The organism is Klebsiella sp. GG_Kp146 (assembly GCF_040061975.1).
GTDB lineage: Bacteria > Pseudomonadota > Gammaproteobacteria > Enterobacterales > Enterobacteriaceae > Klebsiella > Klebsiella quasipneumoniae.
The window spans coordinates 1-24,126 of record NZ_JBEAHA010000039.1 but is presented as its reverse complement, the minus strand read 5'-3'; the positions used below and the strand labels follow the sequence as shown (position 1 = coordinate 24,126).

Here is a 24,126-nt window from a genome sequence, read left to right as displayed (position 1 = left end):
AAACCAATACTGTGTTTTCGTACAGTATAGACTGGTTTTTTATCCAGTAAAGAGGCAGCGATGTAAATCAGAACAATTTTTTCGACCAGCCGAGCTTGGTGCTTAATGTATTGAAATAGCTGTAATCTTTAGGATGAATCAGATTGAGGTGGTAATCACAGCGGCGAATGAGAACGTCTTCGCCATCCTGAATCGGCAGAGCAATCTGGCTGTCGCAGCTGATCTCCAGATCGCTGCAGCGGTGAGAGAAGCGCAGGCGGATGGTGCTGTCGCCGTTGATCACCAGCGGTCGCGCCGAGAGGGTGTGCGGGAACATCGGCACCAGGGTGATGGCGTCCAGCGACGGGGTGAGGATCGGGCCGCCGGCCGACAGCGAATAGGCCGTGGAGCCGGTCGGAGTGGAGATAATCAGGCCGTCCGAGCGCTGGGAGAAGGCAAAGACTTCATCGATATAGACTTCGAACTCAATCATATGCGCCACTTTGCCGGGGTGCAGCACCACTTCGTTGATGGCGGTGCTGATGCGTTTCTGGCAATCCTGCTGGCACACCTGGGCCTCCAGCAGAAAGCGCTTCTCCGCGATGTAGTGGCCTTCCAGCACATCGGCGAGCTGCTGCAGGGCGTTGTCCGGGTCCAGGTCGGTGAGAAAGCCGAGGTTGCCGCGGTTAATGCCGATGACGTTAATGTCATAACGGGCCAGAGTCCGCGCCGCGCCGAGCATATTGCCGTCGCCGCCCACTACCACCGCGAGGTCGGCCTGTTGGCCAATCTCCGCCAGCGTGCCGGTTTTCACGTTGCTGAGCTGGAGTTCATGGGCGATCTGCTGTTCAACCAGCACTTCATACCCTTTGCTGCACAGCCAGCGCCAGAGCATTTCATGTGTGGTCAGGGCGGTGGGGTGACGAGGATGTCCCACAATGCCGATACACTTGAAATGGTTCTTCATGATCTGGATGTCCTTGCGTTAAATGAAATAGTGACAATCTGTCCGCTTCCCTTGAAACCCGGAAACTGATCCCCATAATAAGCGAAGTTAGCGAGATGAATGCGAAAAAAACGCGGAGAAATTCATGAGTAGTAAAGAACAGAAAACGCCTGAGGGGCAAGCCCCGGAAGAAATTATCACGGAGCAGCACGACGACGTTGAGGCGGTAGAGCCTGAAGTTTCGGCTGAGCAGGTGGATCCGCGCGATGAAAAAATTGCGAATCTGGAAGCCCAGCTGGCTGAAGCGCAGAAACGTGAACGTGAAGTGATGCTGCGTGCCAAAGCCGACGAAGATAACCTGCGTCGTCGTACCGAGCAGGATATCGAGAAAGCGCACAAATTCGCGCTGGAAAAATTCGTCAATGAACTGCTGCCGGTGATCGACAGCCTGGACCGCGCGCTGGAAGTGGCCGACAAGGCTAACCCGGAGCTGGCGCCGATGGTGGAAGGGATCGAACTGACCCTCAAATCTATGCTGGACGTAGTGCGTAAGTTCGGCGTGGAAGTGATCGCCGACACCAACGTTCCGCTGGATCCGAACGTCCACCAGGCCATTGCGATGGTCGAGTCTGAAGACGTGGCGGCGGGCAACGTGCTGGCCGTGATGCAGAAAGGTTACACCCTGAACGGCCGCACCATTCGCGCCGCGATGGTGACGGTAGCAAAAGCGAAATAACGTTTGCTGCCTTGCTCAACGGCTGCCCGCGGGCGGCCGTTTTTTATGCCATCGCTCCCGGCGCGAGAAAAAAAACGGCGGGCCGCAGCCCACCGTGATGTTAATTCCTTCGCTCGCGCTACTCCGCGACGCTCTCGCGTAATGATTTCACCGGCATCACTTTCACCTGTTTGATCATGTTGTCCTGCACGTCGAGGATATCAATATCATACTGCTCAATGCGCACGCGGGTGCCCGGGACCGGGATCTCTTCCAGCGCTTCAAGGATGATACCGTTGATGGTGCGCGCTTCATCTTCCGGCAGGTTCCAGTTGAACGCTTTGTTGATCTCGCGAACGTTGGCGCTGCCGTCGATTATCACCGTACCGTCGTTGAGCGGGGTCACTTCCTCCGCCAGGGTGGGTGACATGGAGGTGGTGAAGTCGCCGACAATCTCTTCAAGAATATCTTCTACGGTAACCAGCCCCTGAATATCGCCGTATTCATTAACCACCAGGCCGACTTTCTTTTTATTGCGCTGAAATTTCACCAGCTGGGTGCTGAGCGGCGTCCCTTCCGGAACAAAGTAGATCTCATCTGCCGCCCGCAGCATGATCTCTTTTGTGAACTCTTTCTTCTCCGTCATCAGGCGGTAGGCTTCGCGGACGCGCAGCATGCTGATGGCATCGTCCAGCGAATCGCGGTAGAGCACAATGCGGCCGTGTGGGGAGTGGGTCAGCTGGCGGACGATAGATTTCCAGTCGTCATTGATGTCGATGCCGACAATCTCATTGCGCGGCACCATGATGTCGTTAACGCTGACTTTCTCCAGGTCCAGCACCGACAGCAGCATATCCTGATTGCGTCGTGAGATTTGTGAACGGGATTCATTCACAATCGTGCGCAGTTCATCTTTACTCAGGGCGCTGCTGATGACGGTATCGGTGCGGATGCCCATCATGCGCATCAGCATGCGGGTGATGGTATTCAGCAGCCACACCAGGGGCATCATCAGCACCTGCAGGGGAGCCAACAGGAAGCTGCTGGGGTAGGCGACCTTTTCCGGATAGAGGGCGGCGATGGTTTTCGGCAGGACTTCGGCAAACACCAGCACCACAAAGGTGAGCACGCCGGTGGCGATCGCGACGCCGGCATCGCCGTAGAGGCGCATGCCGACGATGGTGCCCAGCGCCGAGGCGAGAATGTTGACGAGGTTATTGCCGATGAGCACAAGGCTAATCAGGCGGTCCGGCTTGCGCAGCAGCTTCTCCACGCGCTTGGCGGGGCGGTTGCCTTGTTTCGCCATATGACGCAGCCGGTAGCGGTTCAGCGTCATCATGCCGGTTTCGGAGCCGGAGAAATAGGCAGAGATAATCACCATGACGATCAGCGTTATGATCAGCGTGGTGGTGGAGATATGTTCCACGTAGGATTCCTTAAAAGACTTAGCTCACGAACTGTTGCAGCACGCGGCTACCAAAATAGGCCAGCGTCAGCAGACCGGCGCCAGCGACGCTGAACCAGACCACACGACGTCCGCGCCACCCTTCATGATAGTGGCCCCACAGCAGGACGATATAGACGAACCACGCAATAATCGACAGCACCGCTTTATCAATGTTTTCGCTGCTGAACAGATTGTGCATATAGAACAGACCGCTACACAGCGTCAGGGTCAGCAGCACCACGCCGACCTGGGTGATGTGGAACATTTTGCGCTCAATGCTCATCAGCGGCGGCATTTCGCTACTGAAGGCCAGCTTTTTGTTCTTTAACTGGTAGTCGATCCACGCCAGCTGTAGCGCATACAGCGCGGCAATGATCAGCGTGGCGTAGGAGAAGAGCGACAGGCCGATATGCACCAGCATCCCCGGGGTGGTTTCCAGGTGGGTGATATATTCGTTAGGCACGAAGGTGGCGAAGGCCAGATTGATCAGCGCGAAGGCATAGACGATAGGCAGCAGCAGCCAGCCGCGATTGCGTGAGGCCACGATAGTCATTACCGTACAGATCATCAGGCTCACCAGCGACCCGACGTTCAGTAAGCTGAGGTTTTGCCCGCTCTCGCCGCCGGGAAATATCCGTGCTTCCAGCGCAAAAGCATGGCAGATCAACGCGATAGTCGCTGATAAAATCGCCATTCGCCGCCAGCTGCTGTTTTTTTGCAGCAAGCCGGGGATAATCAGCGCGAGGCTGACAGAGTAGGCGACAAGGGCGAGTAGAGCAAAAACAGGCATAGGTGTCGGCTGTTGGATAAATAAGAAAGAGAAGCAGTATAACGTCAGCAGGCCTCTGCTCCAACCGTTGCAGCACATTCAGATTGATGTCGTGTTATACTCCGCCACATTCGTTTTGTGTGTCGCTGCGGCGACCGACCGTTTCCACCTCAGGCGAGAGACAATGTTTGATAATTTAACCGATCGTTTGTCGCGTACGCTGCGCAACATTAGCGGCCGCGGACGCCTTACAGAAGACAATATTAAAGACACCCTGCGCGAAGTGCGCATGGCGCTGCTGGAAGCGGACGTTGCGCTTCCGGTGGTACGTGATTTCATCAGCCGCGTCAAAGAGAGCGCGGTCGGCCATGAAGTCAATAAAAGCCTGACACCGGGTCAGGAGTTCGTCAAAATCGTCCGCAACGAGCTGGTAGCGGCGATGGGCGAAGAGAACCAGACCCTCGACCTGGCGGCGCAGCCGCCGGCGGTGGTGCTGATGGCGGGCCTGCAGGGTGCCGGTAAAACCACCAGCGTCGGTAAGCTGGGGAAATTCCTGCGCGAGAAGCACAAGAAGAAAGTGCTGGTGGTCTCCGCGGACGTTTACCGCCCGGCGGCGATCAAACAGCTGGAGACCCTGGCCGAGCAGGTCGGCGTCGACTTCTTCCCGTCCGACGTCGGCCAGAAGCCGGTTGATATCGTCAACGCGGCGCTGAAAGAAGCGAAGCTCAAATTCTACGACGTGCTGCTGGTGGATACCGCCGGTCGTCTGCACGTTGACGAAGCGATGATGGACGAAATTAAGCACGTCCACGCCGCCATTAATCCGGTTGAAACCCTGTTCGTCGTCGATGCGATGACCGGCCAGGATGCGGCGAATACCGCCAAAGCCTTTAACGAAGCGCTGCCGCTGACCGGTGTGGTGCTGACCAAAGTGGACGGCGACGCCCGTGGCGGCGCGGCGCTGTCGATTCGCCATATTACCGGCAAGCCGATTAAATTCCTCGGCGTCGGCGAGAAAACCGAAGCGCTGGAGCCGTTCCATCCGGACCGCGTCGCCTCCCGCATCCTCGGCATGGGCGACGTGCTGTCGCTGATCGAAGATATCGAGAGCAAAGTCGACCGCGCGCAGGCCGAGAAGCTGGCCTCCAAGCTGAAGAAAGGCGACGGTTTCGATCTCACCGACTTCCTTGAGCAGCTGCGCCAGATGAAAAACATGGGCGGCATGGCCAGCCTGATGGGCAAGCTGCCGGGTATGGGCCAGATCCCGGACAACGTGAAAGCGCAGATGGATGACAAAGTGCTGGTACGTATGGAGGCGATCATCAACTCGATGACCCTGAAAGAGCGCGCCAAGCCGGAAATCATCAAAGGTTCACGTAAGCGCCGTATCGCCGCCGGCTGCGGGATGCAGGTGCAGGATGTGAACCGTCTGCTCAAGCAGTTTGACGACATGCAGCGCATGATGAAGAAGATGAAGTCGAAAGGCGGCATGATGAAGATGATGCGTGGCATGAAAGGGATGATGCCGCCAGGCTTCCCGGGCCGCTAATCGGCCTGGCTTGTTTGCCATTTCGCCACCGGGGTGTGCTCGCCATCCTCACGTACTACGTGTACGTTCCGGTGGCTGCGCGCACGCCGGCAGCGAACTGACTGCACCGCCGACGGCCTTTTACAGCAGACTTATCAACTGCTGATTGCATTTTCCCCAGAAATCAGTAAAATTTTCGGGCTTTTAATATGACACCGGGCTCCGTTCCTCGATGGGGCCCGGTTGTTTTATTCACACAAGAGGATGTTATGGTAACTATTCGTTTAGCACGTCACGGCGCTAAAAAGCGTCCGTTCTACCAGGTTGTTGTCACCGACAGCCGTAATGCACGCAACGGTCGCTTCATCGAGCGCGTTGGTTTCTTCAACCCGATCGCTAACGGTGCGGAAGAAGAGACTCGCCTGGATCTGGATCGTATCGCTCACTGGGTTGGCCAGGGCGCTACTGTTTCCGATCGCGTTGCCGCGCTGATCAAAGCCGCTAACAAAGCAGCTTAATCTGTCACGGTGGTCATGATGAGCAAGCAACACACCGCACAAGCACCTGTTGATCCGATCGTATTGGGGAAAATGGGTTCTTCCTACGGTATCCGTGGTTGGCTCAGAGTGTTTTCCTCCACCGAAGACGCCGAAAGCATTTTTGACTATCAGCCCTGGTTAATCCAGAAGGCGGGTCAGTGGCAGGTCGTTGAGCTGGAAAGCTGGCGCCACCACAATCAGGACATCATCATCAAGCTGAAAGGCGTTGACGATCGTGATGCCGCGAATCTACTGACTAATTGCGAAATTATCGTGGATTCATCGCAGTTGCCGGAGCTGGAAGAGGGTGACTACTACTGGAAAGACCTGATGGGCTGCCAGGTAGTGACAACGGAAGGCTATAGCCTCGGTAAAGTCATCGATATGATGGAAACCGGGTCTAATGACGTGCTCGTCATCAAGGCAAACCTGAAAGATGCATTTGGTATCAAGGAGCGGTTGGTTCCGTTCCTCGATGGGCAGGTTATCAAGAAAGTCGATCTCACTACGCGTACTATCGAAGTAGATTGGGATCCTGGTTTTTAAATTCTCCGGATAAACGGTAAAAGACGGCGCTATGTGGATTGGCATAATTAGCCTGTTTCCTGAAATGTTCCGCGCAATTACCGATTACGGGGTAACTGGCCGGGCAGTAAAAAATGGCCTGCTGAGCATCGAAAGCTGGAGTCCTCGCGACTTCACGCATGACCGGCACCGTACCGTGGACGATCGTCCTTACGGCGGCGGACCGGGGATGCTAATGATGGTGCAACCCTTACGGGATGCCATTCATGCAGCAAAAGCCGCGGCAGGTGAAGGCGCGAAGGTGATTTATCTGTCACCTCAGGGACGCAAGCTTGATCAAGCGGGCGTCAGCGAACTGGCAACGAATCAGAAACTGATTCTGGTGTGCGGTCGCTACGAAGGGATAGACGAGCGCGTAATCCAAACCGAAATTGACGAAGAATGGTCAATCGGCGATTACGTTCTCAGCGGTGGTGAGTTACCGGCAATGACGCTGATTGACTCCGTTTCCCGGTTCATTCCGGGGGTACTGGGCCATGAAGCATCAGCAACGGAAGATTCCTTTGCTGATGGGTTGCTGGATTGTCCCCACTATACCCGTCCTGAAGTGTTAGAAGAGATGGAAGTACCGCCAGTATTGCTGTCGGGAAACCATGCTGAGATACGTCGCTGGCGTCTGAAGCAGTCGCTGGGCCGAACCTGGCTTAGAAGACCTGAACTTCTGGAAAACCTGGCTCTGACTGAAGAGCAAGCAAAGCTGCTGGCGGAGTTCAAAACTGAACACGCGCAACAGCAGCATAAACATGATGGGCAGGCGTGAGCCCCCAATATCAGTTTACCCAGGATAAGAGATTAAATTATGAGCAACATTATTAAGCAACTTGAACAAGAACAGATGAAGCAGGACGTACCTTCCTTCCGTCCGGGTGATACCGTGGAAGTGAAAGTATGGGTTGTTGAAGGTTCCAAAAAACGTCTGCAGGCATTCGAGGGCGTGGTTATCGCTATTCGTAACCGCGGTCTGCACTCTGCATTCACTGTTCGCAAAATTTCCAACGGCGAAGGCGTTGAGCGTGTCTTCCAGACTCACTCTCCGGTAGTTGACAGCATTGCTGTTAAACGTCGTGGTGCTGTACGTAAAGCTAAACTGTACTACCTGCGTGAGCGCACTGGTAAGTCTGCTCGTATCAAAGAGCGTCTTAACTAAGATTCGCTTTCGCGACATCCTGACAAAAAGGGCTGGCCTCAGGGCCGGCCCTTTTTTTATCTTTGTTGTAACCATCGTGATGTAAATCATTTACAATACGCCCTCTATTCGGAGGGGCGGTGGTCAGCAACAGTTTTCAGCAAACGACACCTAAACGGCGAGCCGCCTGGCTGGCGCTGTTGGCGATCCTGCTGATCGTCGTGGCTCCCCTAATCTCCGTCTCCCTGCAAAAAGACCCCATGAGCGCCATGCCCGGCATGCACCACGCCATGATGATGGACAGCTCGCCAGCGAGTATGGCGCAGATGCCTGGCCACGAGATGGCGATGACGCATAGCGCAGACGGCGCTACGCATACCGGACACGAACTGCCGCTGGATCATGCTGAAGCATGTGGCTATTGCGTGCTGTTAGCCCATGTCCCGGGTCTGCTTTTCGCGCTGGCGCTGTTCGTCGCCATGCTCCTGCGGCGCATTCGCCTGCCGGCTTCTCGGCCGGTATTAAAACACTGGCGCTACTTTCCCTGGCTTTACCCCGAAACCCGCGCCCCGCCGCGGCTGTCTGCTTTTTCCCTTTAATAAAAATGAATCTGCGCACTGCGCAACGACCTCTTTTTGCTTTGAAAAAGGAAAAGTATGACAACCTGCACCTCGCGCGCGGCATGGCTGAACCTGCTGCGTCGCCTCCATTTCTATATCGGGCTGTTTATCGGACCGTTTATCTTTGTCGCTGCCCTGACCGGCACGCTGTACGTGGCGACGCCGCAGCTGGAAAACTGGCTTTATCACGATGCGCTGTATGGCCTTCCCGAAGGCACCCCGCAGCCGCTCAGCGCCCAGATTGCGGTGGCAGAAGAAGCGACCCAGGGTAATCTGCGGCTGCTGGCGGTACGTCCGGCCCCCGCGGTGGGCGAGACCACCCGCATTATGTTTGCCGATCCGAGTCTCGGGGAGTCGGAATCCCGGGCCATTTTTGTCGATCCGATCGCGCTGCGGGTGAAGGGCGATATGACGGTCTACGGCACCAGCGGCATCCTGCCGCTGCGGCAGTGGATTGACTATGCGCATCGTTCGCTGCTGCTGGGCGACAGCGGGCGGCTCTACAGCGAACTGGCTGCCTCATGGATGTGGGTGGCCGCGCTGGGGGGCATTGCCCTGTGGGCGATGACGCGTCCAAAACGGCGGCTCAATAACGCCCTGCAGAATCATCGTCGGCTGCACGTGACGTTGGGCTGGTGCTTACTGCTGGGCATGCTGCTCTTCTCCGCCACCGGCCTGACCTGGTCGCAATGGGCCGGCGGCAATGTGGATAAAATGCGGGCGGCTTTCGGCTGGTGGACGCCGCAGGTCAATACCCTGCTGCACGGTGAGGCGCCGAAGGCGCACGATCCCCATGCCGGGCATCATAGGGAGGCGATGGCCATGACCCAGCATCAGCCAGCGCAGTTTGACCAGGCGCTGGCGGTGGCCCGTCAGGCGGGGCTGAACGCCAGCCGGCTGGAGATCCGTCCGCCGGTGTCAGACGAACGCGCCTGGACGGTGAATGAGATTGACCGCCGCTGGCCGACGCAGGTGGACGCGGTGGCGATCGATGGCGCCACGATGCAGGTGGTGGATCGCACCCATTTTGCCGACTTTCCGCTGATGGCGAAGCTTACCCGCTGGGGCGTCGATTTCCATATGGGGATCCTCTTTGGTCTGGCGAATCAGCTGCTGCTGGTGGGGTTTGGCTGCGCGATGTGCGTAACCATCGGCGTGGGGTACCGGCTGTGGTGGATACGCCGTCCGCCACAGGCCGTCTGGGATCCGGCGCATTCCCTGCTGCAGGCATGGCTGTCGCTCGCCTGGCCTGCCCGTGGGCTGGTGCTGGGGATAGCGTTAGCCCTGGGGCTGGCCATGCCGTTGATGGGGATCAGCCTGGTGCTGTTCATTGCCGTTGACTACCTGCGCTGGCGCGCGGCAACGGCAATGAGGATAGCGAAGTCCAGCGATTAAGCGGACGTCTACGGCGTGCTGATGACCACCGTGACCCGGCGGTTTTCAGCGCGCCCGGCCGCGGTATCGTTGCTGGCGATCGGGTATTTTTTGCCAAGGCCGCGGGTGACTAAATTACTGCGCGGGATATGGGCGCCTTCCGCCCAGGCATCGGCTACGCTGTTGGCCCGCTTAAGCGACAGGGCTTCGTTATAACTATCCTCACCATAATTATCGGTGTGGCCTTCAAGGCGGCTATGTGTAATCCCGGTTGTCGCCAGTCGCGAGGCCATTTGGGTGATCTGCTGGCGGCTGTCGGGACGTAGTCGGTAGTCATTCTTGTCAAACAGGATGCTATCGGATAAGCCCAGGGACCAATCACCATTGCTTTCAGTGAAGCCATAAGATTTCATCGCCGCCACCTGCTCGGGGGTAAATTTTCCCTGAGGAGCCTGGCAACCTGTCAAAAGCGCCGCCGCCATCAGGGCGGGGGCGAAATATTTCCTGATCATAATGCGTCCTTTATTATTTCAGCATCTGCTGGATACGTTGGTTTTTCATCCGATACATATTCTGATCGGCAAGTTCTTGCAGTGATTCCGCCGTGGCGTGTTCCCACGCCAGGGCATAACCGACGCTCAGCGAGAGCGTGGCGCTATGGCCATTGTGCAGGTTGAATGGCGGAAGAAATTGTTCTGACAGCGCCTGGCACAGGGCCTGGACTTCTGCTTCCGAGCGCACCTCGCGCAGCAGAACGGCAAACTCGTCGCCGCCAAGACGCCACGCCAGATGGCGTTTACCGGCGAAAGTCATCAGGCGGCTGGCGACTTCCATCAGCACTTTATCGCCCGCCGCATGTCCCCAGTTGTCATTGATCAATTTGAAGTTATCGCCATCGAGAAACAGTAACGCTGAGGTCTGGTGATCCACTTCATTTTTCATCAGCTCGGCGAGCGCGTTGCGAAAGGCGGCGCGGTTAGCCAGGCCGGTCAACGGATCGTGTAACGAGCTGCGCAACAGCTGAGCATTTTTGGCCTGCAACTGGCGCTGCCAGTCCTCCATCTCCCCCAGCAGACTGTTAAAGTCCTGGGCAAACAGATGGAACTCCTCGATACGCTCCTCCGGCACCCGCCGGGAGAAGTGGCGGTTTTCGCGAATATCATGCACGACCTCGGTGATGCTCTGCAGGGCGGCGACGATCCCCCGGTGCAGGGAGTGGGTCAGCAGCAGGCCGATGAAGGAGGCGAGCAGAATGCTGCCGGTCAGTACCAGAATCGAGATGCCGAGAAAGTGGCTAATCAGTTCGTCAAGCGCGGTCAGTCGCAGCTCGCCGATTTGTTTCCCCTGGTGCCAGATGGGCTGCACCGTGGGCTCCGGAAACAGCCATTTACTGATAAGGCCGCTCACTTGTTCTTTGTTGGCAAGCGGTTCGTGGCGCCAGGCGGCGAAGTGCTGCTTCTGGCCGTTGAGCACGATCGCCTGGGAAATCTGCCCTTGCTTCCCCAGCGAAGCGAGGGTCTCCTCTGCTGCCGCGCTGTCGCCAAACACCAGGGCGGCTTCGAGGCTGCGGCCCATAGTCGCGGCAGTGAGCTCAAGATTTTTCTGCGCGTACTGCTTGAGCGTGAAAATAGAGGCCGTGCTCAGCAGCAGCCAGACCAGCGTCATGGAGATCACCACGCTTATCACGCTAATGCGACGCAGCGCGCGTTTGAACGTCGGGCGCGATGTCTGTGAAAAGTCCTTATTCATGTGGTTTCTTCCGGGCAAGCATCAGGACGTCCGGGTTAACCCGAACCCCGCTGTGCGTCAGAACGTCCAGATTAACGGAGAAGCGGACCCTGTCGTCGTTGATGATCAGGCAAAACGCGCTACCAATTGAGCAATCCGTATTTTGTTCTGCGATGAGTAACAGCGGCCTCGAGCCATAGCGGCGAGTTAATTCCGACTGTTGGGTCGGCGTTTCGCTGCCAAAATAAAAACCATCGCAGGTCGTTTTTAACGCTTCTTCACTATTACGTACTATCACCGGTTGATAAGGCAATGCATCCGGCGCTTCATGAGCCAGGCTATGGGTGAAGCGTGATGAGGCAAAAATGCATAGCTTCGGCGCCCCTGTTAATGACGGCCAACGGGTGTAGGTCACGATCCCGGAAACAATAGCGCGAACATGTTCTGAAGGTCCGGCAGCAAAAACAGGAGATACCGCGATGAGAAAAAATACAGTCAATAAAAGACGGTGTAATACTGTCATTAACGCTTCCGTCAAATTCGCCATAGCGCGGGAAGAGCCGCTGCCGATGCCCGGCGAAGAATACCACTGATAGCAAAACCCGTCATTAGATGCGCCCTTTGCTTTGGGACAAATCTCACCAGGATTTTTCGTAATGCCGATGACGCTGGCGAGCAATTTTGGCGCGATTTCACTATCTGTAAATATTATTGTACGGTTAATGCCGTGGTAAGGGCCAATTAATTTATCACTGTAAAGTAAAATTTACGGAATATGGATTGAATTCTTTACTTCGTATGGTATCGTTACGTCATGCCCGCTGAGGCAACCCTTATCGCAAACGAGCTACACAGGATCGCAATCATGCAAAAAGACGCGCTGAACAACGTACATATTACCGACGAACATGTATTAATGACCCCGGAGCAACTGAAGGCGGAATTCCCCCTGAGCGTTGAACAGGAGGCGCAGATCGCGCACGCCCGTGAAACCATCTCCAATATCATCGCCGGTCGCGATCCGCGCCTGCTGGTGGTCTGCGGTCCTTGCTCCATTCACGATCCGGAAGCGGCGATCGAATATGCTCGTCGGTTTAAAGCCCTTGCCGCAGAGGTCAGCGATAGCCTCTACCTGGTGATGCGCGTCTATTTTGAAAAACCCCGTACCACCGTCGGCTGGAAGGGGCTGATTAACGATCCGCATATGGATGGTTCGTTTGATGTTGAAGGCGGCCTGAAGATTGCGCGTCGTCTGCTGGTCGAGCTTGTGAATATGGGACTGCCGCTGGCGACGGAAGCGCTGGATCCCAACAGCCCGCAGTACCTTGGGGATCTGTTCAGCTGGTCCGCCATCGGCGCGCGAACCACGGAATCTCAGACGCACCGCGAAATGGCCTCTGGTCTTTCCATGCCGGTAGGCTTTAAAAATGGCACCGACGGTAGCCTGGCCACGGCTATCAACGCCATGCGCGCCGCGGCGATGCCGCACCGCTTCGTCGGTATCAACCAGGCCGGGCAGGTCTGCCTGCTGCAAACGCAGGGTAACCCGAACGGCCATGTGATCCTCCGCGGCGGTAAGGCGCCGAACTACGGGCCGGAAGATGTGGAGAAATGTGAAAAAGAGATGGCGCAGGCGGGACTGAAGCCGTCGCTGATGGTAGATTGCAGTCATGGGAACTCCAATAAAGATTTCCGCCGCCAGCCGGCCGTGGCTGAATCCGTTGTCGCGCAGATCAAAGATGGCAATCGCTCCATTATCGGCCTGATGATCGAGAGTAATATCCACGAGGGCAATCAGTCCTCTGAACAGCCGCGTGAGGCGATGAAATACGGCGTTTCGGTAACGGATGCCTGCATCAGCTGGGAAACCACCGATGCGCTGCTGCGTGAACTGGATAAGGATCTCCGCGGCCACCTGGCGGCCCGTTTGGTGTAAGAGGAAAGTATGGTTGCTGAACTGACCGCGTTACGCGATCAAATTGATGAAGTGGATAAAGCGTTGCTTAGCCTGCTGGCTAAGCGCCTGGAACTGGTGGCCGAAGTCGGCGAGGTGAAGAGCCAGTATGGCCTGCCGATTTACGTCCCGGAACGCGAGGCGGCGATGCTCGCCTCCCGGCGTGAAGAGGCGGCTGCGCTCGGCGTTCCGCCGGATCTGATCGAGGACGTTCTGCGTCGCGTGATGCGCGAATCCTATTCCAGCGAAAACGACAAAGGCTTCAAAACCCTTTACCCGAATCTGAGGCCGGTGGTGATCGTCGGCGGCGGCGGGCAGATGGGGCGTCTGTTTGAGAAGATGTTAACGCTGTCCGGCTACCAGGTGCGCATTCTGGAAAAAGAGGACTGGGCGCGGGCGACGGATATCGTCGCCGATGCCGGTATGGTCATTGTCAGCGTGCCGATTCACACCACCGTGGAGACGATCGCCAGGCTGCCGCCGCTGCCGGCGGATTGCATTCTGGTCGACCTTGCCTCGGTTAAAGCAGAGCCGCTGCAGGCGATGCTGGCGGCGCATCAGGGCCCGGTACTCGGCCTGCACCCGATGTTCGGTCCGGACAGCGGCAGCCTTGCCAAGCAGGTGGTGGTCTATTGCGATGGCCGCCAGCCGGAGGCCTATCAGTGGTTCCTCGAGCAAATTCAGGTCTGGGGCGCGCGCCTGCATCGCATCAGCGCGGTGGAGCACGATCAGAACATGGCCTTTATTCAGGCGTTGCGCCACTTTGCCACCTTCGCCTATGGTCTGCATCTGGCGGAAGAGAATGTGCGCCTTGAGCAGTTGCTGGCGCTCTCGTCACCCATTTACCGGCTGGAGCTGGCGATGGTGGGCCGTCTGTTTGCCCAGGATCCGCAGCTCTACGCCGACATTATTATGTCCTCGGAAAACAACCTGGCGCTGATTAAGCGCTACTACCAGCGGTTTGGCGAGGCGATCGGTCTGCTGGAGCAGGGCGATAAGCAGGCGTTTATCGATAGCTTCCGTAAAGTCGAACACTGGTTTGGCGATTACGCCCAGCGTTTCCAGAGCGAGAGCCGCACGCTGCTGCGTCAGGCGAACGATAATCGGCAGTAAAGCGAAAAAGATGTATACAATAAAGCCAGCGACCGCTGGCTTTTTTTATAGGGATGACAACGATGGCTGAACCACAACCGCTGTTTGACTACACCGGATACCTGCCGGAATGCCCGACCTGGAGTGAGGCAGAGCAGGCCCTCTACTGGGCCGATATCATGGAATGTGAAATTCACCGCTACGATACCCGCAGCGGCGAACACCAGGTGCTGCAGTTTCCGGAGGAGGTCGGCTGTTTTTCCCTGCGCGAGAAGGGCGGTTTTATCGTTGCATTGCGCAGCGGTATCTGGCTGACCGACGCCCACGGTCTGCTGCGGCGGAAAGTCTGCGATAACCCGAGCAACCCGGAACTGGCACGCTTTAACGACGGCGGGACCGATCGCGACGGGCGCTTTTATGCCGGCACCTTCTGGGGCCCGGGGGATTACAACGGCGCGCTGCTGATGCGGGTCGATAACGACCTGAAGCCGACGGTGATCCAGTGCGACATCCATGGCGCCAACGGTCTGGCGTTTAGCGCCGACCGGCGCTGGATGTATACCTCCGATACGCCGAACGCCGTGATTTACCGTACGCCGCTGGATGAGCAGGGTGAGCCTGGCCGGCGCGAAGTCTTTCGCCGTTTTCTGCCGGGCGAAGGGATCCCGGACGGGGCGGCGATTGACGTGGAGGGATGTTACTGGAGCGCAATGTTTGACGGCTGGCGGATCGCCCGTTTCTCTCCGCAGGGTGAGGAGCTGGAGTCCTACCCGATGCCGGTACGTTGCCCGACGATGGTCTGCTTTGGCGGGGCGGATATGAAAACGCTCTACATCACCACCACCCGGGAAAACATGGAGGACGATGAGCTGGCGCAGTATCCGCTGTCCGGCGCTATCTTCACCCTGCCGGTGGCGGTGGCAGGGATGAAGAAATTACCATTCCGCGAACGCTAAACCGGATCCACCGGCACGACGTTTTCGCTGGGGTAGCAACCGAGAACCTTCATGGAGCGGGTGATCTCCGCCAGCTCCTTCAGCGCCTTGCGCATGGGCAGCGAGTCCAGGTTTGCCTGAATATCGAGATAAAACATCTCTTCCCATGGATTGCCATGGATTGGGCGAGACTCCAGTTTGGTCATGATCAGATTGTGATTGCGCAGCACCAGTAAGGCCTCCACCAGGGCGCCCGCCTGCTGACCGGTCGCCATTAACAGCGTGGTCTTCGCCGGAACCTGATCGGAGACGTTCACCGCTTTGCGCGCCAGAACGAGGAAGCGCGTAATATTCTGCGTCTGGTTGGCCTGGCAGTGCTCCAGTACCTGCAGACCGTACAGGGCGCCGCCCGCTTCGCTGCCCAGTGCCGCGACGGCCGGGGAGTTCGCCTGCGCGACTTTTTCCATCGCCGCTGAGGTGCTCTCGGTATATTCAATCTTCCAGTGCGGGTAGCGACTCAGATACTGGCTACACTGCTGGAACGGCTGCGGATGGCTGTAGACGGTCTGAATTTTATCGGCATCCGTCGAGGTGCTGACCAGTACGCAATGATCGATAGGGATCGTCAGTTCGCCAACGATCGACAGGCTGGTGTGCTGCAGCAGATCGTAGACGTCGTTGATCCCGCCGGAGCTGGTGTTTTCAATCGGCACTACGGCGTAATCGGCCTGACCGGTCTCCACCTGATTAAAAATATCGGCGAACTTCGCGCAGCCGCTTTCAATAAACTGCTCAAAGTGGCGAGCGGCGTACTGACGCGCCGCCAGATGCGAATAAGAGCCTTTGGGACCGAGGAACGCCACGCGAGCTGAATGCGGGTTAATTTTATTCAAATGCTGCTGCAGCAGGGTTTGCTGGGTCAGAACAGAGTCTTCGATAATCAGCTGAAACAGGCGGGTGATGTAGTGTGCATCCAGATTATGACGCTTGCCGAGGGTCATCAGACGCTCCAGCAGATCGCGTTCGCGGTCAATATCACGCACCGGACGATGGGAGGCCAGTTTGGCTTTACCAACCTCAACAGCCAGCCCGCGACGCTCCGCCAGCAGAGCAAGCAGTTTCTCATCCAGCGCGCTTATCTTATCGCGCAGCGCCAGTAATGGGTTTTCCTCGGTCATAGATGTTGCCTTTGTTGTTATCAAATAAAAAAGGCCTCCCGGGTGGGAGGCCTTATTGTTCGTCTTCGCATTCTTTCTTATACGACGAATTGCCTCCCGGTCAGGGGAAGGTAAAAAAGAATGCGAAGAAGAACGGGACGAGTTTCATGATGAATTCCTTTAAGTAGTGGGGATTACAGTACCTGTACTGTTTTCACTCTGTCAATAAAAAACGCGCCCGAAGGCGCGTGGCATGACACAACTTAAGTTAAGGATTACTCTTCTTCTTCCACAAAGCCTGCCTCTTTCACCGATGTCGCGGCGCGGCGGGCTTCCCCTTTGTGTTGCACTTTATTGAGCTGCCGTTCCAGCTTGTTGATCAATTCGTTAATGGCGGCGTACATATCTTCATGACGCGCACTGGCAACCAGATGGCCGTTTGGCGTGTTAATGGTTGCATCAGCGATAAAACCCTGCGGCTCCTTAGACAGAATGATGTGCGGGTTAATTAAATGAGTTTGCCACTTATCCAGTTTGGCGAGACGGTCTGCGACATGCTGGCGGATTGCCGGAGTAATTTCCATTTGTTTACTGGTAATGTTCATTGTCATAAATTTTACCTCTTGTCTTTCCCGTCTTGGTGAATCCAGCATACCTTTCCCAATGTCAAAATGTGTGATCTAAATCACATTTTATTGTCACTTTTTGTCAACGAATTCATTTTGTGAGACAGGGCAGGAAGAGGTGAGATTTTACTTGTCGAACCCGACAAAGCAGGCCATATTTGATGAGTTAACCCGGCGCTAAACCGCTTCAGCTAGCCAGGATAATGGATAAAAAAACGGCAGCCAGTGGCTGCCGTTTGCGATCTATGAATCAGGCTCAGGTGTTCTTGCTGTTCGCGGCGATAATCTTCGCGACTTTGTCCGCCTGAGCGTTCATCTGCATTTGACGATAGGCGTTTTCCATCTTCGGCAGGGCATCGCGGGTGGCCTGGGTATCCGGATAGTTACGCATCATACCTTCCACGCGGTTAACGACGGCAACCCATGCGCCGCGGTCGGTGTAGTAATCCACCACCGACAGCTCATACTTCGCCAGGCGATCTTTCAGGAACACCATGCGCTTATAGGCGTCAGTGGCATACTGGCTGTTCGGGTAGCCACGTACCAGTTTGGAGAAGTCATTGAAGGCATCGCGCGCGTGCTGCGGATCGCGGTCGGAACGATCGACGCCGAAGAAGCCCTGCAGGGCGCTGTCATCCAGAGCCATGTTGGTCAGGCCGCGCATATAGATGACGTAGTCGATGTTCGGATGTGTGGGGTTCAAGCGCATGAAGCGATCGATGGCGGCCTGAGCCAGCGGCAGATCGGCGTTTTTGTAATACGCATAAATCAGATCCAGCTGTACCTGTTGGGAATAAGGGCCGAATGGATAACGGTTATCCAACGCTTCCAGTTGCGTTATCGCCTGTTTCCAGTTACCGTCCTGCAGTTTTTGCTGGGCGGTCGCGTAGATTTCATTCGGCGGATTATCAGGCACCTCTTCCTTAGAGCCGGAGCAACCCACCAAAGCCAGGCTCAGTGTGGCGGCTGCCACCAGGTATTTCATGCGCGTCATGACGTTTTGACTTCCTCAAAATGTTTATGCGGGAGAATCTCTGTTCCTGCTCCCGATTAAGACCAGCTACAATAGCACACTATATTAAACGGCAAAGCCGTAAAACCCAACGTTAAACGAAGAAGCTGTATATGGCACAACGAGTACAACTCACCGCAACGGTGACCGAAAATCAACTCGGTCAACGCTTAGATCAGGCTTTGGCCGAATTGTTCCCTGATTATTCGCGATCGCGGATAAAAGAATGGATCCTCGACCAACGCGTATTAGTCAATGGCGCCATTGGCGATAAACCGAAAGAAAAAGTGCTGGGGGGAGAACGCATCGCTATCGATGTGGAAATCGAAGAAGAGGCGCGCTTCCAGCCGCAGGATATTCCGCTCAATATCGTTTACGAAGATGACGACATCCTCGTGATCAACAAACCGCGCGATCTGGTTGTACATCCTGGCGCGGGCAACCCCGACGGTACTGTGCTGAATGCGCTGCTGCACTACTATCCGCCTATTGCCGATGTGCCGCGTGCGGGTATCGTCCACCGTCTGGATAAAGACACCACCGGTCTGATGGTGGTGGCGAAAACCATTCCAGCGCAAACCCGGCTGGTGGAGTCGCTGCAGCTGCGCGAGATCACCCGTGAGTACGAAGCGGTGGCGATCGGTCATATGACTGCCGGCGGTACGGTGGAAGAGCCGATCAGCCGTCACCCGACCAAGCGTACCCATATGGCGGTGCACCCTATGGGCAAACCGGCGGTGACCCACTACCGCATTATGGAACATTTCCGCATTCATACCCGTCTGCGCCTGCGTCTGGAAACCGGGCGTACGCATCAGATCCGCGTGCATATGTCGCATATTACCCATCCGCTGGTAGGCGACCAGGTGTATGGCGGCCGCCCGCGTCCGCCGAAGGGCGCGTCGGAGGAATTCATCACCGCGCTGCGTAAATTCGACCGCCAGGCGCTGCACGCCACCATGCTGCGTCTGTACCATCCGATTACCGGTATTGAAATGGAGTGGCATGCGCCCATCCCACAAGATATGGTCGAGCTCATCGAGGCGATGCGCGCCGATTTTGAAGCCCATAAGGACGATATTGACTGGTTATGACTAAACTGATTGTACCGCAGTGGCCAATGCCCGGCGGCGTGGCGGCCTGTAGTTCTACCCGCATCGGCGGCGTGAGTCTGCCGCCCTATGACTCGCTCAATCTGGGCGCCCATTGCGGCGACAATCTGCAGCATGTCGAAGAAAACCGGCGGCGGATGTTTGCCGCCGGCGGCTTGCCGTCTTACCCGGTTTGGCTGGAGCAGGTTCATGGTACCGATGTGCTCACGCTGGACGGCGGACCCTATCCGTCGAAACGCGCGGATGCCTCTTATAGCCGTACGCCAGGGACTGTCTGCGCGGTGATGACCGCTGACTGCCTGCCGGTCCTGTTCTGTAACCGCGCCGGTACCGAAGTCGCCGCGGCGCATGCGGGATGGCGCGGCTTATGCGAAGGGGTTCTGGAAGAGACGGTCGCCCGTTTCGCCGATAAAGCCGAAAACATTATGGCGTGGCTGGGGCCCGCCATCGGTCCGCAGGCGTTTGAGGTGGGGCCAGAAGTTCGCGACGCTTTTATGGCGAAGGATGAGAATGCGCACCGTGCTTTTCGTCCGGCAGGCGAAAAATATTTTGCTGATATCTACCAACTGGCTCGGCAGCGTCTGGCAAACGTCGGCGTTGAGCAGATTTTCGGCGGCGATCGCTGCACGCTAAGCGAAAAGGATGATTTTTTCTCTTACCGGCGCGACAAGACCACCGGTCGTATGGCAAGTTTCATTTGGCTGATATAACCTAGAGAATCAAGACGATCCAGAAGGCAAACTTATTTTTCGCATAGTTCAGGTCTTTAACCTTGAATAATTGAGGGATGACCTCATTTAATCTCCAGTAGCAAATTTGACCTGTTATGGGAGGAGTTATGCGTCTGGATCGTCTTACCAATAAATTCCAGCTTGCTCTTGCCGATGCCCAGTCGCTCGCACTCGGGCACGACAACCAATTCATCGAACCTCTTCATTTAATGAGCGCCTTGCTGAATCAGGAAGGGGGATCGGTACGTCCTTTATTAACCTCGGCGGGCGTGAATGCCGGGAAACTGCGCACTGACATCGAACAGGCTCTGAGCCGTTTACCGCAGGTGGAAGGCACCGGCGGCGATGTACAACCTTCTCAGGATTTAGTGCGGATCCTGAACCTTTGCGACAAGCTGGCGCAAAAGAAAAAGGACAATTTTATTTCGTCAGAACTGTTTGTTCTGGCGGCGCTTGAATCACGCGGTACGCTGACCGACCTTTTAAAATCCGCCGGAGCAACAACCGCCAACGTGACTCAGGCGATTGAACAAATGCGCGGAGGTGAAAGCGTGAACGATCAGGGTGCCGAAGACCAACGTCAGGCATTGAAGAAATTTACCGTCGATCTCACCGAGCGTGCCGAGCAGGGCAAGCTGGACCCGGTTATCGGCCGTGATGAAGAGATCCGCCGTACCATTCAGGTACTGCAGCGCCGTACCAAAAACAATCCGGTGCTGATTGGTGAACCCGGGGTGGGGAAAACCGCTATCGTCGAAGGCCTGGCGCAACGTATCGTCAACGGCGAAGTGCCGGAAGGGCTGAAAGGCCGCCGGGTGCTGGCGCTGGATATGGGCGCGCTGGTGGCCGGGGCGAAATACCGCGGTGAGTTTGAAGAGCGTCTGAAAGGCGTGCTGACCGAGCTGTCGAAACAGGAAGGCAACGTCATTCTGTTTATCGATGAACTGCATACCATGGTTGGCGCCGGTAAAGCCGATGGCGCGATGGATGCAGGCAACATGCTCAAGCCGGCGCTGGCGCGTGGTGAACTGCACTGCGTCGGGGCGACGACGCTTGACGAATACCGTCAGTACATTGAAAAAGACGCTGCGCTGGAGCGCCGCTTCCAGAAAGTGTTCGTCGCCGAGCCATCGGTAGAAGATACCATCGCTATTCTGCGCGGCCTGAAAGAACGTTATGAACTGCACCACCACGTGCAGATCACTGACCCGGCAATCGTGGCGGCGGCGACCTTGTCGCATCGTTACATTGCCGACCGTCAGCTGCCGGATAAAGCCATCGACCTTATTGATGAGGCGGCGTCCAGCATCCGTATGCAGATCGACTCGAAGCCGGAAGAGCTGGACCGTCTCGATCGCCGTATCATCCAGTTGAAACTGGAGCAGCAGGCGCTGAAGAAAGAGTCTGATGAGGCGAGTCTGAAGCGTCTTGATATGCTCAACGAGGAGCTGGCGGATAAAGAACGGCAGTACTCGGTGCTGGAAGAAGAGTGGAAAGCGGAAAAAGCGTCCCTCTCCGGCACTCAGACCATCAAAGCCGAGCTGGAGCAGGCGAAAATCGCCATCGAACAGGCGCGTCGCGTCGGTGACCTGGCGCGGATGTCTGAGCTGCAGTACGGCAAAATTCCGGAACTGGAGAAACAGCTGGCGGCAGCCACTCAGTCCGAAGGGAAAACCATGCGTCTGCTGCGTAATAAAGTGACGGATGCTGAAATCGCCGAAGTGCTGGCCCGCTGGACCGGTATCCCTGTCTCCCGCATGATGGAAAGCGAGCGTGACAAACTGCTGCGTATGGAGCAGGAACTGCATCATCGGGTAATTGGCCAGGATGAGGCGGTTGAAGCGGTATCTAACGCGATTCGCCGCAGCCGTGCTGGGCTATCCGATCCGAACCGACCGATTGGTTCATTCCTGTTCCTCGGTCCGACCGGGGTCGGTAAAACCGAGCTGTGTAAAACGCTGGCTAACTTTATGTTCGACAGCGACGACGCGATGGTGCGTATCGATATGTCCGAGTTTATGGAGAAACACTCCGTCTCGCGTCTGGTCGGTGCGCCTCCGGGATACGTCGGTTATGAAGAGGGCGGTTACCTGACCGAGGCGGTGCGCCGTCGTCCTTATTCCGTCATCCTGCTGGATGAAGTGGAAAAAGCGCACCCGGATGTGTTCAACATTCTGCTGCAGGTACTCGACGACGGGCGCCTCACCGATGGGCAGGGGAGAACGGTCGACTTCCGTAATACGGTGGTCATCATGACCTCGAACCTTGGTTCCGATCTGATTCAGGAACGGTTCGGCGAGCTGGATTACGGACATATGAAAGACCTGGTGCTGGGAGTGGTCAGCCAGAACTTCCGTCCGGAGTTCATCAACCGTATCGATGAAGTGGTGGTTTTCCATCCGCTGGGTGAGAAACACATTGCTTCTATTGCCCAGATCCAGCTGCAGCGTCTGTATAAACGTCTGGAAGAGCGCGGATATGAAGTGCGGATGTCTGATGAGGCGCTGAAGCTGCTAAGCGCCAACGGGTACGATCCGGTATACGGCGCGCGGCCACTGAAACGCGCTATTCAGCAGCAGATTGAGAACCCGTTAGCCCAGCAGATCCTTTCTGGTGAGCTGATTCCGGGTAAAACCGTCGAGCTGGTAGTGAAAGACGACCGTATCGTGGCAGTGCAGTAAGTCACAAAACGACAAAAACGGGCCCAGCGGGCTCGTTTTTGTTTAAAAACCAGGCAAGAATTAAAGCTCAACACCTGATTTGGTTGAAAAGTGAGCGGTTGAATTCTTTTTTTGAATTTATCCTTGTCACTTCAGAATTACCCCCTATAATGCGCCTCCACTGACACGGAACAACGGCAAGCAAGCCGCCGGGACAGCAGGATTCAACAGCGAAAGCAACGTTGAAAACCGACAGAGAAAAGCAAAATAAGCGCTTGACTCTGAATGAGGAAAACGTATTATACGGGACCTCGCGACAGAGCGCTAAAGCGCGTCGCAACTGCTCTTTAACAATTTATCAGACAATCTGTGTGGGCACTCAAAGTGACATGGATTCTTAACGTCCTCGGACGAAAAATGAATACCAAGTCTCAAGAGTGAACACGTAATTCATTACGAAGTTTAATTCTTTGAGCATCAAACTTAAATTGAAGAGTTTGATCATGGCTCAGATTGAACGCTGGCGGCAGGCCTAACACATGCAAGTCGAGCGGTAGCACAGAGAGCTTGCTCTCGGGTGACGAGCGGCGGACGGGTGAGTAATGTCTGGGAAACTGCCTGATGGAGGGGGATAACTACTGGAAACGGTAGCTAATACCGCATAACGTCGCAAGACCAAAGTGGGGGACCTTCGGGCCTCATGCCATCAGATGTGCCCAGATGGGATTAGCTAGTAGGTGGGGTAACGGCTCACCTAGGCGACGATCCCTAGCTGGTCTGAGAGGATGACCAGCCACACTGGAACTGAGACACGGTCCAGACTCCTACGGGAGGCAGCAGTGGGGAATATTGCACAATGGGCGCAAGCCTGATGCAGCCATGCCGCGTGTGTGAAGAAGGCCTTCGGGTTGTAAAGCACTTTCAGCGGGGAGGAAGGCGATAAGGTTAATAACCTTGTCGATTGACGTTACCCGCAGAAGAAGCACCGGCTAACTCCGTGCCAGCAGCCGCGGTAATACGGAGGGTGCAAGCGTTAATCGGAATTACTGGGCGTAAAGCGCACGCAGGCGGTCTGTCAAGTCGGATGTGAAATCCCCGGGCTCAACCTGGGAACTGCATTCGAAACTGGCAGGCTAGAGTCTTGTAGAGGGGGGTAGAATTCCAGGTGTAGCGGTGAAATGCGTAGAGATCTGGAGGAATACCGGTGGCGAAGGCGGCCCCCTGGACAAAGACTGACGCTCAGGTGCGAAAGCGTGGGGAGCAAACAGGATTAGATACCCTGGTAGTCCACGCCGTAAACGATGTCGATTTGGAGGTTGTGCCCTTGAGGCGTGGCTTCCGGAGCTAACGCGTTAAATCGACCGCCTGGGGAGTACGGCCGCAAGGTTAAAACTCAAATGAATTGACGGGGGCCCGCACAAGCGGTGGAGCATGTGGTTTAATTCGATGCAACGCGAAGAACCTTACCTGGTCTTGACATCCACAGAACTT

24 protein-coding genes, 1 rRNA gene and 1 other annotated feature are annotated in these 24,126 nt (G+C 56.1%); of the genes, 15 read left to right on the top strand and 10 right to left on the bottom strand.

The genetic code is table 11. The features are described 5' to 3' along the window. Positions 1-67: 67 nt before the first annotated feature. Positions 68-946 (bottom strand): NAD(+) kinase, encoded by an 879-nt coding sequence (gene nadK, locus ABLU95_RS22395; protein WP_002914158.1) that lies wholly within the window; start codon positions 944-946, stop codon positions 68-70. 124 nt (positions 947-1,070) lie between these two features. On the opposite strand from nadK, the gene grpE reads away from it, so the two are divergent. Next, a complete protein-coding gene (grpE, locus tag ABLU95_RS22390; protein WP_004174800.1) occupies positions 1,071-1,661 on the top strand; it encodes a nucleotide exchange factor GrpE in 591 nt (196 codons plus the stop codon). A 118-nt stretch (positions 1,662-1,779) separates the two neighbouring features. Here grpE and ABLU95_RS22385 read toward each other — a convergent pair whose 3' ends face one another. Together ABLU95_RS22385 and ABLU95_RS22380 are read right to left on the bottom strand one after the other, a co-directional pair. Continuing rightward, the gene (locus ABLU95_RS22385) at positions 1,780-3,066 is read right to left on the bottom strand and encodes an HlyC/CorC family transporter (protein WP_023290690.1); all 1,287 of its coding nucleotides are present in this window, start codon (positions 3,064-3,066) and stop codon (positions 1,780-1,782) included. Between the two features lie 19 nt (positions 3,067-3,085). Beyond that, a complete protein-coding gene (locus ABLU95_RS22380; protein WP_002914153.1) occupies positions 3,086-3,877 on the bottom strand; it encodes an inner membrane protein YpjD in 792 nt (263 codons plus the stop codon). 163 nt (positions 3,878-4,040) lie between these two features. Here ABLU95_RS22380 and ffh point away from each other — a divergent pair, with 163 nt between their 5' ends. The 7 genes from ffh (at position 4,041) to ABLU95_RS22345 (ending at position 9,649) form a co-directional block, all read left to right on the top strand. Next, on the top strand, positions 4,041-5,405 hold the full coding sequence (gene ffh, locus ABLU95_RS22375) for a signal recognition particle protein (RefSeq protein WP_002914152.1): 1,365 nt from the start codon (positions 4,041-4,043) through the stop codon (positions 5,403-5,405). A gap of 248 nt (positions 5,406-5,653) precedes the next feature. Then, positions 5,654-5,902 (top strand): 30S ribosomal protein S16, encoded by a 249-nt coding sequence (gene rpsP / locus ABLU95_RS22370; RefSeq protein WP_002914149.1) that lies wholly within the window; start codon positions 5,654-5,656, stop codon positions 5,900-5,902. Between the two features lie 18 nt (positions 5,903-5,920). Then, complete coding sequence (rimM, locus tag ABLU95_RS22365; RefSeq protein ID WP_004150977.1) at positions 5,921-6,469, top strand: ribosome maturation factor RimM; 549 nt, start codon at positions 5,921-5,923, stop codon at positions 6,467-6,469. Positions 6,470-6,500: 31 nt separating this feature from the next. After that, positions 6,501-7,268 carry a tRNA (guanosine(37)-N1)-methyltransferase TrmD gene (gene trmD, locus ABLU95_RS22360; protein WP_002914147.1) on the top strand — a complete coding sequence of 256 codons (768 nt, stop codon included), beginning with the start codon at positions 6,501-6,503 and terminating at the stop codon, positions 7,266-7,268. A gap of 39 nt (positions 7,269-7,307) precedes the next feature. Next, positions 7,308-7,655: a 50S ribosomal protein L19 gene (gene rplS, locus ABLU95_RS22355; protein WP_002914145.1), complete on the top strand. Its 348-nt coding sequence runs from the start codon at positions 7,308-7,310 to the stop codon at positions 7,653-7,655. 119 nt (positions 7,656-7,774) lie between these two features. After that, on the top strand, positions 7,775-8,233 hold the full coding sequence (locus tag ABLU95_RS22350; RefSeq protein ID WP_032453748.1) for a DUF2946 domain-containing protein: 459 nt from the start codon (positions 7,775-7,777) through the stop codon (positions 8,231-8,233). A 57-nt stretch (positions 8,234-8,290) separates the two neighbouring features. Continuing rightward, the gene (locus ABLU95_RS22345) at positions 8,291-9,649 is read left to right on the top strand and encodes a PepSY-associated TM helix domain-containing protein (RefSeq protein WP_348880410.1); all 1,359 of its coding nucleotides are present in this window, start codon (positions 8,291-8,293) and stop codon (positions 9,647-9,649) included. A gap of 8 nt (positions 9,650-9,657) precedes the next feature. Here the strand turns inward: ABLU95_RS22345 and ABLU95_RS22340 are convergent, their stop codons facing one another. Genes ABLU95_RS22340 through ABLU95_RS22330 form a run of 3 tightly spaced genes read right to left on the bottom strand, consistent with a single transcriptional unit; the run spans position 9,658 to position 11,879 of the window. Continuing rightward, complete coding sequence (locus tag ABLU95_RS22340; RefSeq protein WP_023290687.1) at positions 9,658-10,140, bottom strand: OmpA family protein; 483 nt, start codon at positions 10,138-10,140, stop codon at positions 9,658-9,660. 13 nt (positions 10,141-10,153) lie between these two features. Beyond that, positions 10,154-11,377 (bottom strand): diguanylate cyclase DgcN, encoded by a 1,224-nt coding sequence (gene dgcN, locus ABLU95_RS22335; RefSeq protein WP_023290686.1) that lies wholly within the window; start codon positions 11,375-11,377, stop codon positions 10,154-10,156. Continuing rightward, positions 11,370-11,879: a YfiR family protein gene (locus ABLU95_RS22330; RefSeq protein ID WP_023290685.1), complete on the bottom strand. Its 510-nt coding sequence runs from the start codon at positions 11,877-11,879 to the stop codon at positions 11,370-11,372. The genes dgcN and ABLU95_RS22330 overlap by 8 nt, the downstream gene beginning before the upstream one ends. A gap of 342 nt (positions 11,880-12,221) precedes the next feature. Between ABLU95_RS22330 and aroF the strand changes: the two genes are divergently transcribed. From aroF to ABLU95_RS22315, 3 genes are all read left to right on the top strand, one after another. Continuing rightward, positions 12,222-13,292 (top strand): 3-deoxy-7-phosphoheptulonate synthase AroF, encoded by a 1,071-nt coding sequence (gene aroF / locus ABLU95_RS22325; RefSeq protein WP_023290684.1) that lies wholly within the window; start codon positions 12,222-12,224, stop codon positions 13,290-13,292. Positions 13,293-13,301: 9 nt separating this feature from the next. Continuing rightward, positions 13,302-14,423 carry a bifunctional chorismate mutase/prephenate dehydrogenase gene (gene tyrA / locus ABLU95_RS22320; protein WP_004206843.1) on the top strand — a complete coding sequence of 374 codons (1,122 nt, stop codon included), beginning with the start codon at positions 13,302-13,304 and terminating at the stop codon, positions 14,421-14,423. A gap of 62 nt (positions 14,424-14,485) precedes the next feature. Next, a complete protein-coding gene (locus tag ABLU95_RS22315; protein WP_023290683.1) occupies positions 14,486-15,358 on the top strand; it encodes an SMP-30/gluconolactonase/LRE family protein in 873 nt (290 codons plus the stop codon). Here the strand turns inward: ABLU95_RS22315 and pheA are convergent. The 4 genes from pheA to bamD form a co-directional block, all read right to left on the bottom strand. After that, a complete protein-coding gene (pheA, locus tag ABLU95_RS22310; RefSeq protein ID WP_023290682.1) occupies positions 15,355-16,515 on the bottom strand; it encodes a bifunctional chorismate mutase/prephenate dehydratase in 1,161 nt (386 codons plus the stop codon). The genes ABLU95_RS22315 and pheA overlap by 4 nt on opposite strands. 24 nt (positions 16,516-16,539) lie before the next feature. After that, positions 16,540-16,664 (bottom strand) — a sequence feature (Phe leader region). Then, a complete protein-coding gene (gene pheL, locus ABLU95_RS22305; protein WP_100250063.1) occupies positions 16,616-16,663 on the bottom strand; it encodes a pheA operon leader peptide PheL in 48 nt (15 codons plus the stop codon). It overlaps the preceding feature by 48 nt. Positions 16,665-16,769: 105 nt before the next feature. Continuing rightward, entirely contained in the window at positions 16,770-17,105 is a 336-nt protein-coding gene (gene raiA / locus ABLU95_RS22300; RefSeq protein WP_002914111.1) for a ribosome-associated translation inhibitor RaiA, read from the bottom strand. Positions 17,106-17,376: 271 nt separating this feature from the next. Beyond that, on the bottom strand, positions 17,377-18,114 hold the full coding sequence (gene bamD / locus ABLU95_RS22295; RefSeq protein WP_004145664.1) for an outer membrane protein assembly factor BamD: 738 nt from the start codon (positions 18,112-18,114) through the stop codon (positions 17,377-17,379). A gap of 131 nt (positions 18,115-18,245) precedes the next feature. On the opposite strand from bamD, the gene rluD reads away from it, so the two are divergent. From rluD to ABLU95_RS22275, 4 genes are all read left to right on the top strand, one after another. Next, a complete protein-coding gene (gene rluD, locus ABLU95_RS22290) occupies positions 18,246-19,226 on the top strand; it encodes a 23S rRNA pseudouridine(1911/1915/1917) synthase RluD (protein ID WP_023290681.1) in 981 nt (326 codons plus the stop codon). After that, the gene (yfiH, locus tag ABLU95_RS22285) at positions 19,223-19,954 is read left to right on the top strand and encodes a purine nucleoside phosphorylase YfiH (RefSeq protein ID WP_348880409.1); all 732 of its coding nucleotides are present in this window, start codon (positions 19,223-19,225) and stop codon (positions 19,952-19,954) included. The genes rluD and yfiH overlap by 4 nt, the downstream gene beginning before the upstream one ends. Before the next feature lie 128 nt (positions 19,955-20,082). Beyond that, positions 20,083-22,656, top strand: coding sequence for an ATP-dependent chaperone ClpB (gene clpB / locus ABLU95_RS22280; protein WP_348880408.1), 2,574 nt, complete (start codon positions 20,083-20,085; stop codon positions 22,654-22,656). Between the two features lie 464 nt (positions 22,657-23,120). Further along, a 16S ribosomal RNA gene (locus ABLU95_RS22275) occupies positions 23,121-24,126 on the top strand; the annotation flags it as partial.

Excerpts from the sequence above, each read along its gene's own strand:
- rpsP (WP_002914149.1), top strand. The coding sequence starts at position 5,654 with ATGGTAACTATTCGTTTAGCACGTCACGGCGCTAAAAAGCGTCCGTTC.
- ABLU95_RS22345 (WP_348880410.1), top strand. The coding sequence starts at position 8,291 with ATGACAACCTGCACCTCGCGCGCGGCATGGCTGAACCTGCTGCGTCGC.
- rplS (WP_002914145.1), top strand. The coding sequence starts at position 7,308 with ATGAGCAACATTATTAAGCAACTTGAACAAGAACAGATGAAGCAGGAC.
- nadK (WP_002914158.1), bottom strand. The coding sequence starts at position 946 with ATGAAGAACCATTTCAAGTGTATCGGCATTGTGGGACATCCTCGTCAC.
- clpB (WP_348880408.1), top strand. The coding sequence starts at position 20,083 with ATGCGTCTGGATCGTCTTACCAATAAATTCCAGCTTGCTCTTGCCGAT.
- bamD (WP_004145664.1), bottom strand. The coding sequence starts at position 18,114 with ATGACGCGCATGAAATACCTGGTGGCAGCCGCCACACTGAGCCTGGCT.
- dgcN (WP_023290686.1), bottom strand. The coding sequence starts at position 11,377 with ATGAATAAGGACTTTTCACAGACATCGCGCCCGACGTTCAAACGCGCG.
- grpE (WP_004174800.1), top strand. The coding sequence starts at position 1,071 with ATGAGTAGTAAAGAACAGAAAACGCCTGAGGGGCAAGCCCCGGAAGAA.
- pheA (WP_023290682.1), bottom strand. The coding sequence starts at position 16,515 with ATGACCGAGGAAAACCCATTACTGGCGCTGCGCGATAAGATAAGCGCG.
- raiA (WP_002914111.1), bottom strand. The coding sequence starts at position 17,105 with ATGACAATGAACATTACCAGTAAACAAATGGAAATTACTCCGGCAATC.
- tyrA (WP_004206843.1), top strand. The coding sequence starts at position 13,302 with ATGGTTGCTGAACTGACCGCGTTACGCGATCAAATTGATGAAGTGGAT.
- ABLU95_RS22340 (WP_023290687.1), bottom strand. The coding sequence starts at position 10,140 with ATGATCAGGAAATATTTCGCCCCCGCCCTGATGGCGGCGGCGCTTTTG.
- ABLU95_RS22380 (WP_002914153.1), bottom strand. The coding sequence starts at position 3,877 with ATGCCTGTTTTTGCTCTACTCGCCCTTGTCGCCTACTCTGTCAGCCTC.
- trmD (WP_002914147.1), top strand. The coding sequence starts at position 6,501 with ATGTGGATTGGCATAATTAGCCTGTTTCCTGAAATGTTCCGCGCAATT.
- rimM (WP_004150977.1), top strand. The coding sequence starts at position 5,921 with ATGAGCAAGCAACACACCGCACAAGCACCTGTTGATCCGATCGTATTG.
- ABLU95_RS22315 (WP_023290683.1), top strand. The coding sequence starts at position 14,486 with ATGGCTGAACCACAACCGCTGTTTGACTACACCGGATACCTGCCGGAA.
- aroF (WP_023290684.1), top strand. The coding sequence starts at position 12,222 with ATGCAAAAAGACGCGCTGAACAACGTACATATTACCGACGAACATGTA.
- rluD (WP_023290681.1), top strand. The coding sequence starts at position 18,246 with ATGGCACAACGAGTACAACTCACCGCAACGGTGACCGAAAATCAACTC.
- yfiH (WP_348880409.1), top strand. The coding sequence starts at position 19,223 with ATGACTAAACTGATTGTACCGCAGTGGCCAATGCCCGGCGGCGTGGCG.
- ABLU95_RS22330 (WP_023290685.1), bottom strand. The coding sequence starts at position 11,879 with ATGACAGTATTACACCGTCTTTTATTGACTGTATTTTTTCTCATCGCG.
- ffh (WP_002914152.1), top strand. The coding sequence starts at position 4,041 with ATGTTTGATAATTTAACCGATCGTTTGTCGCGTACGCTGCGCAACATT.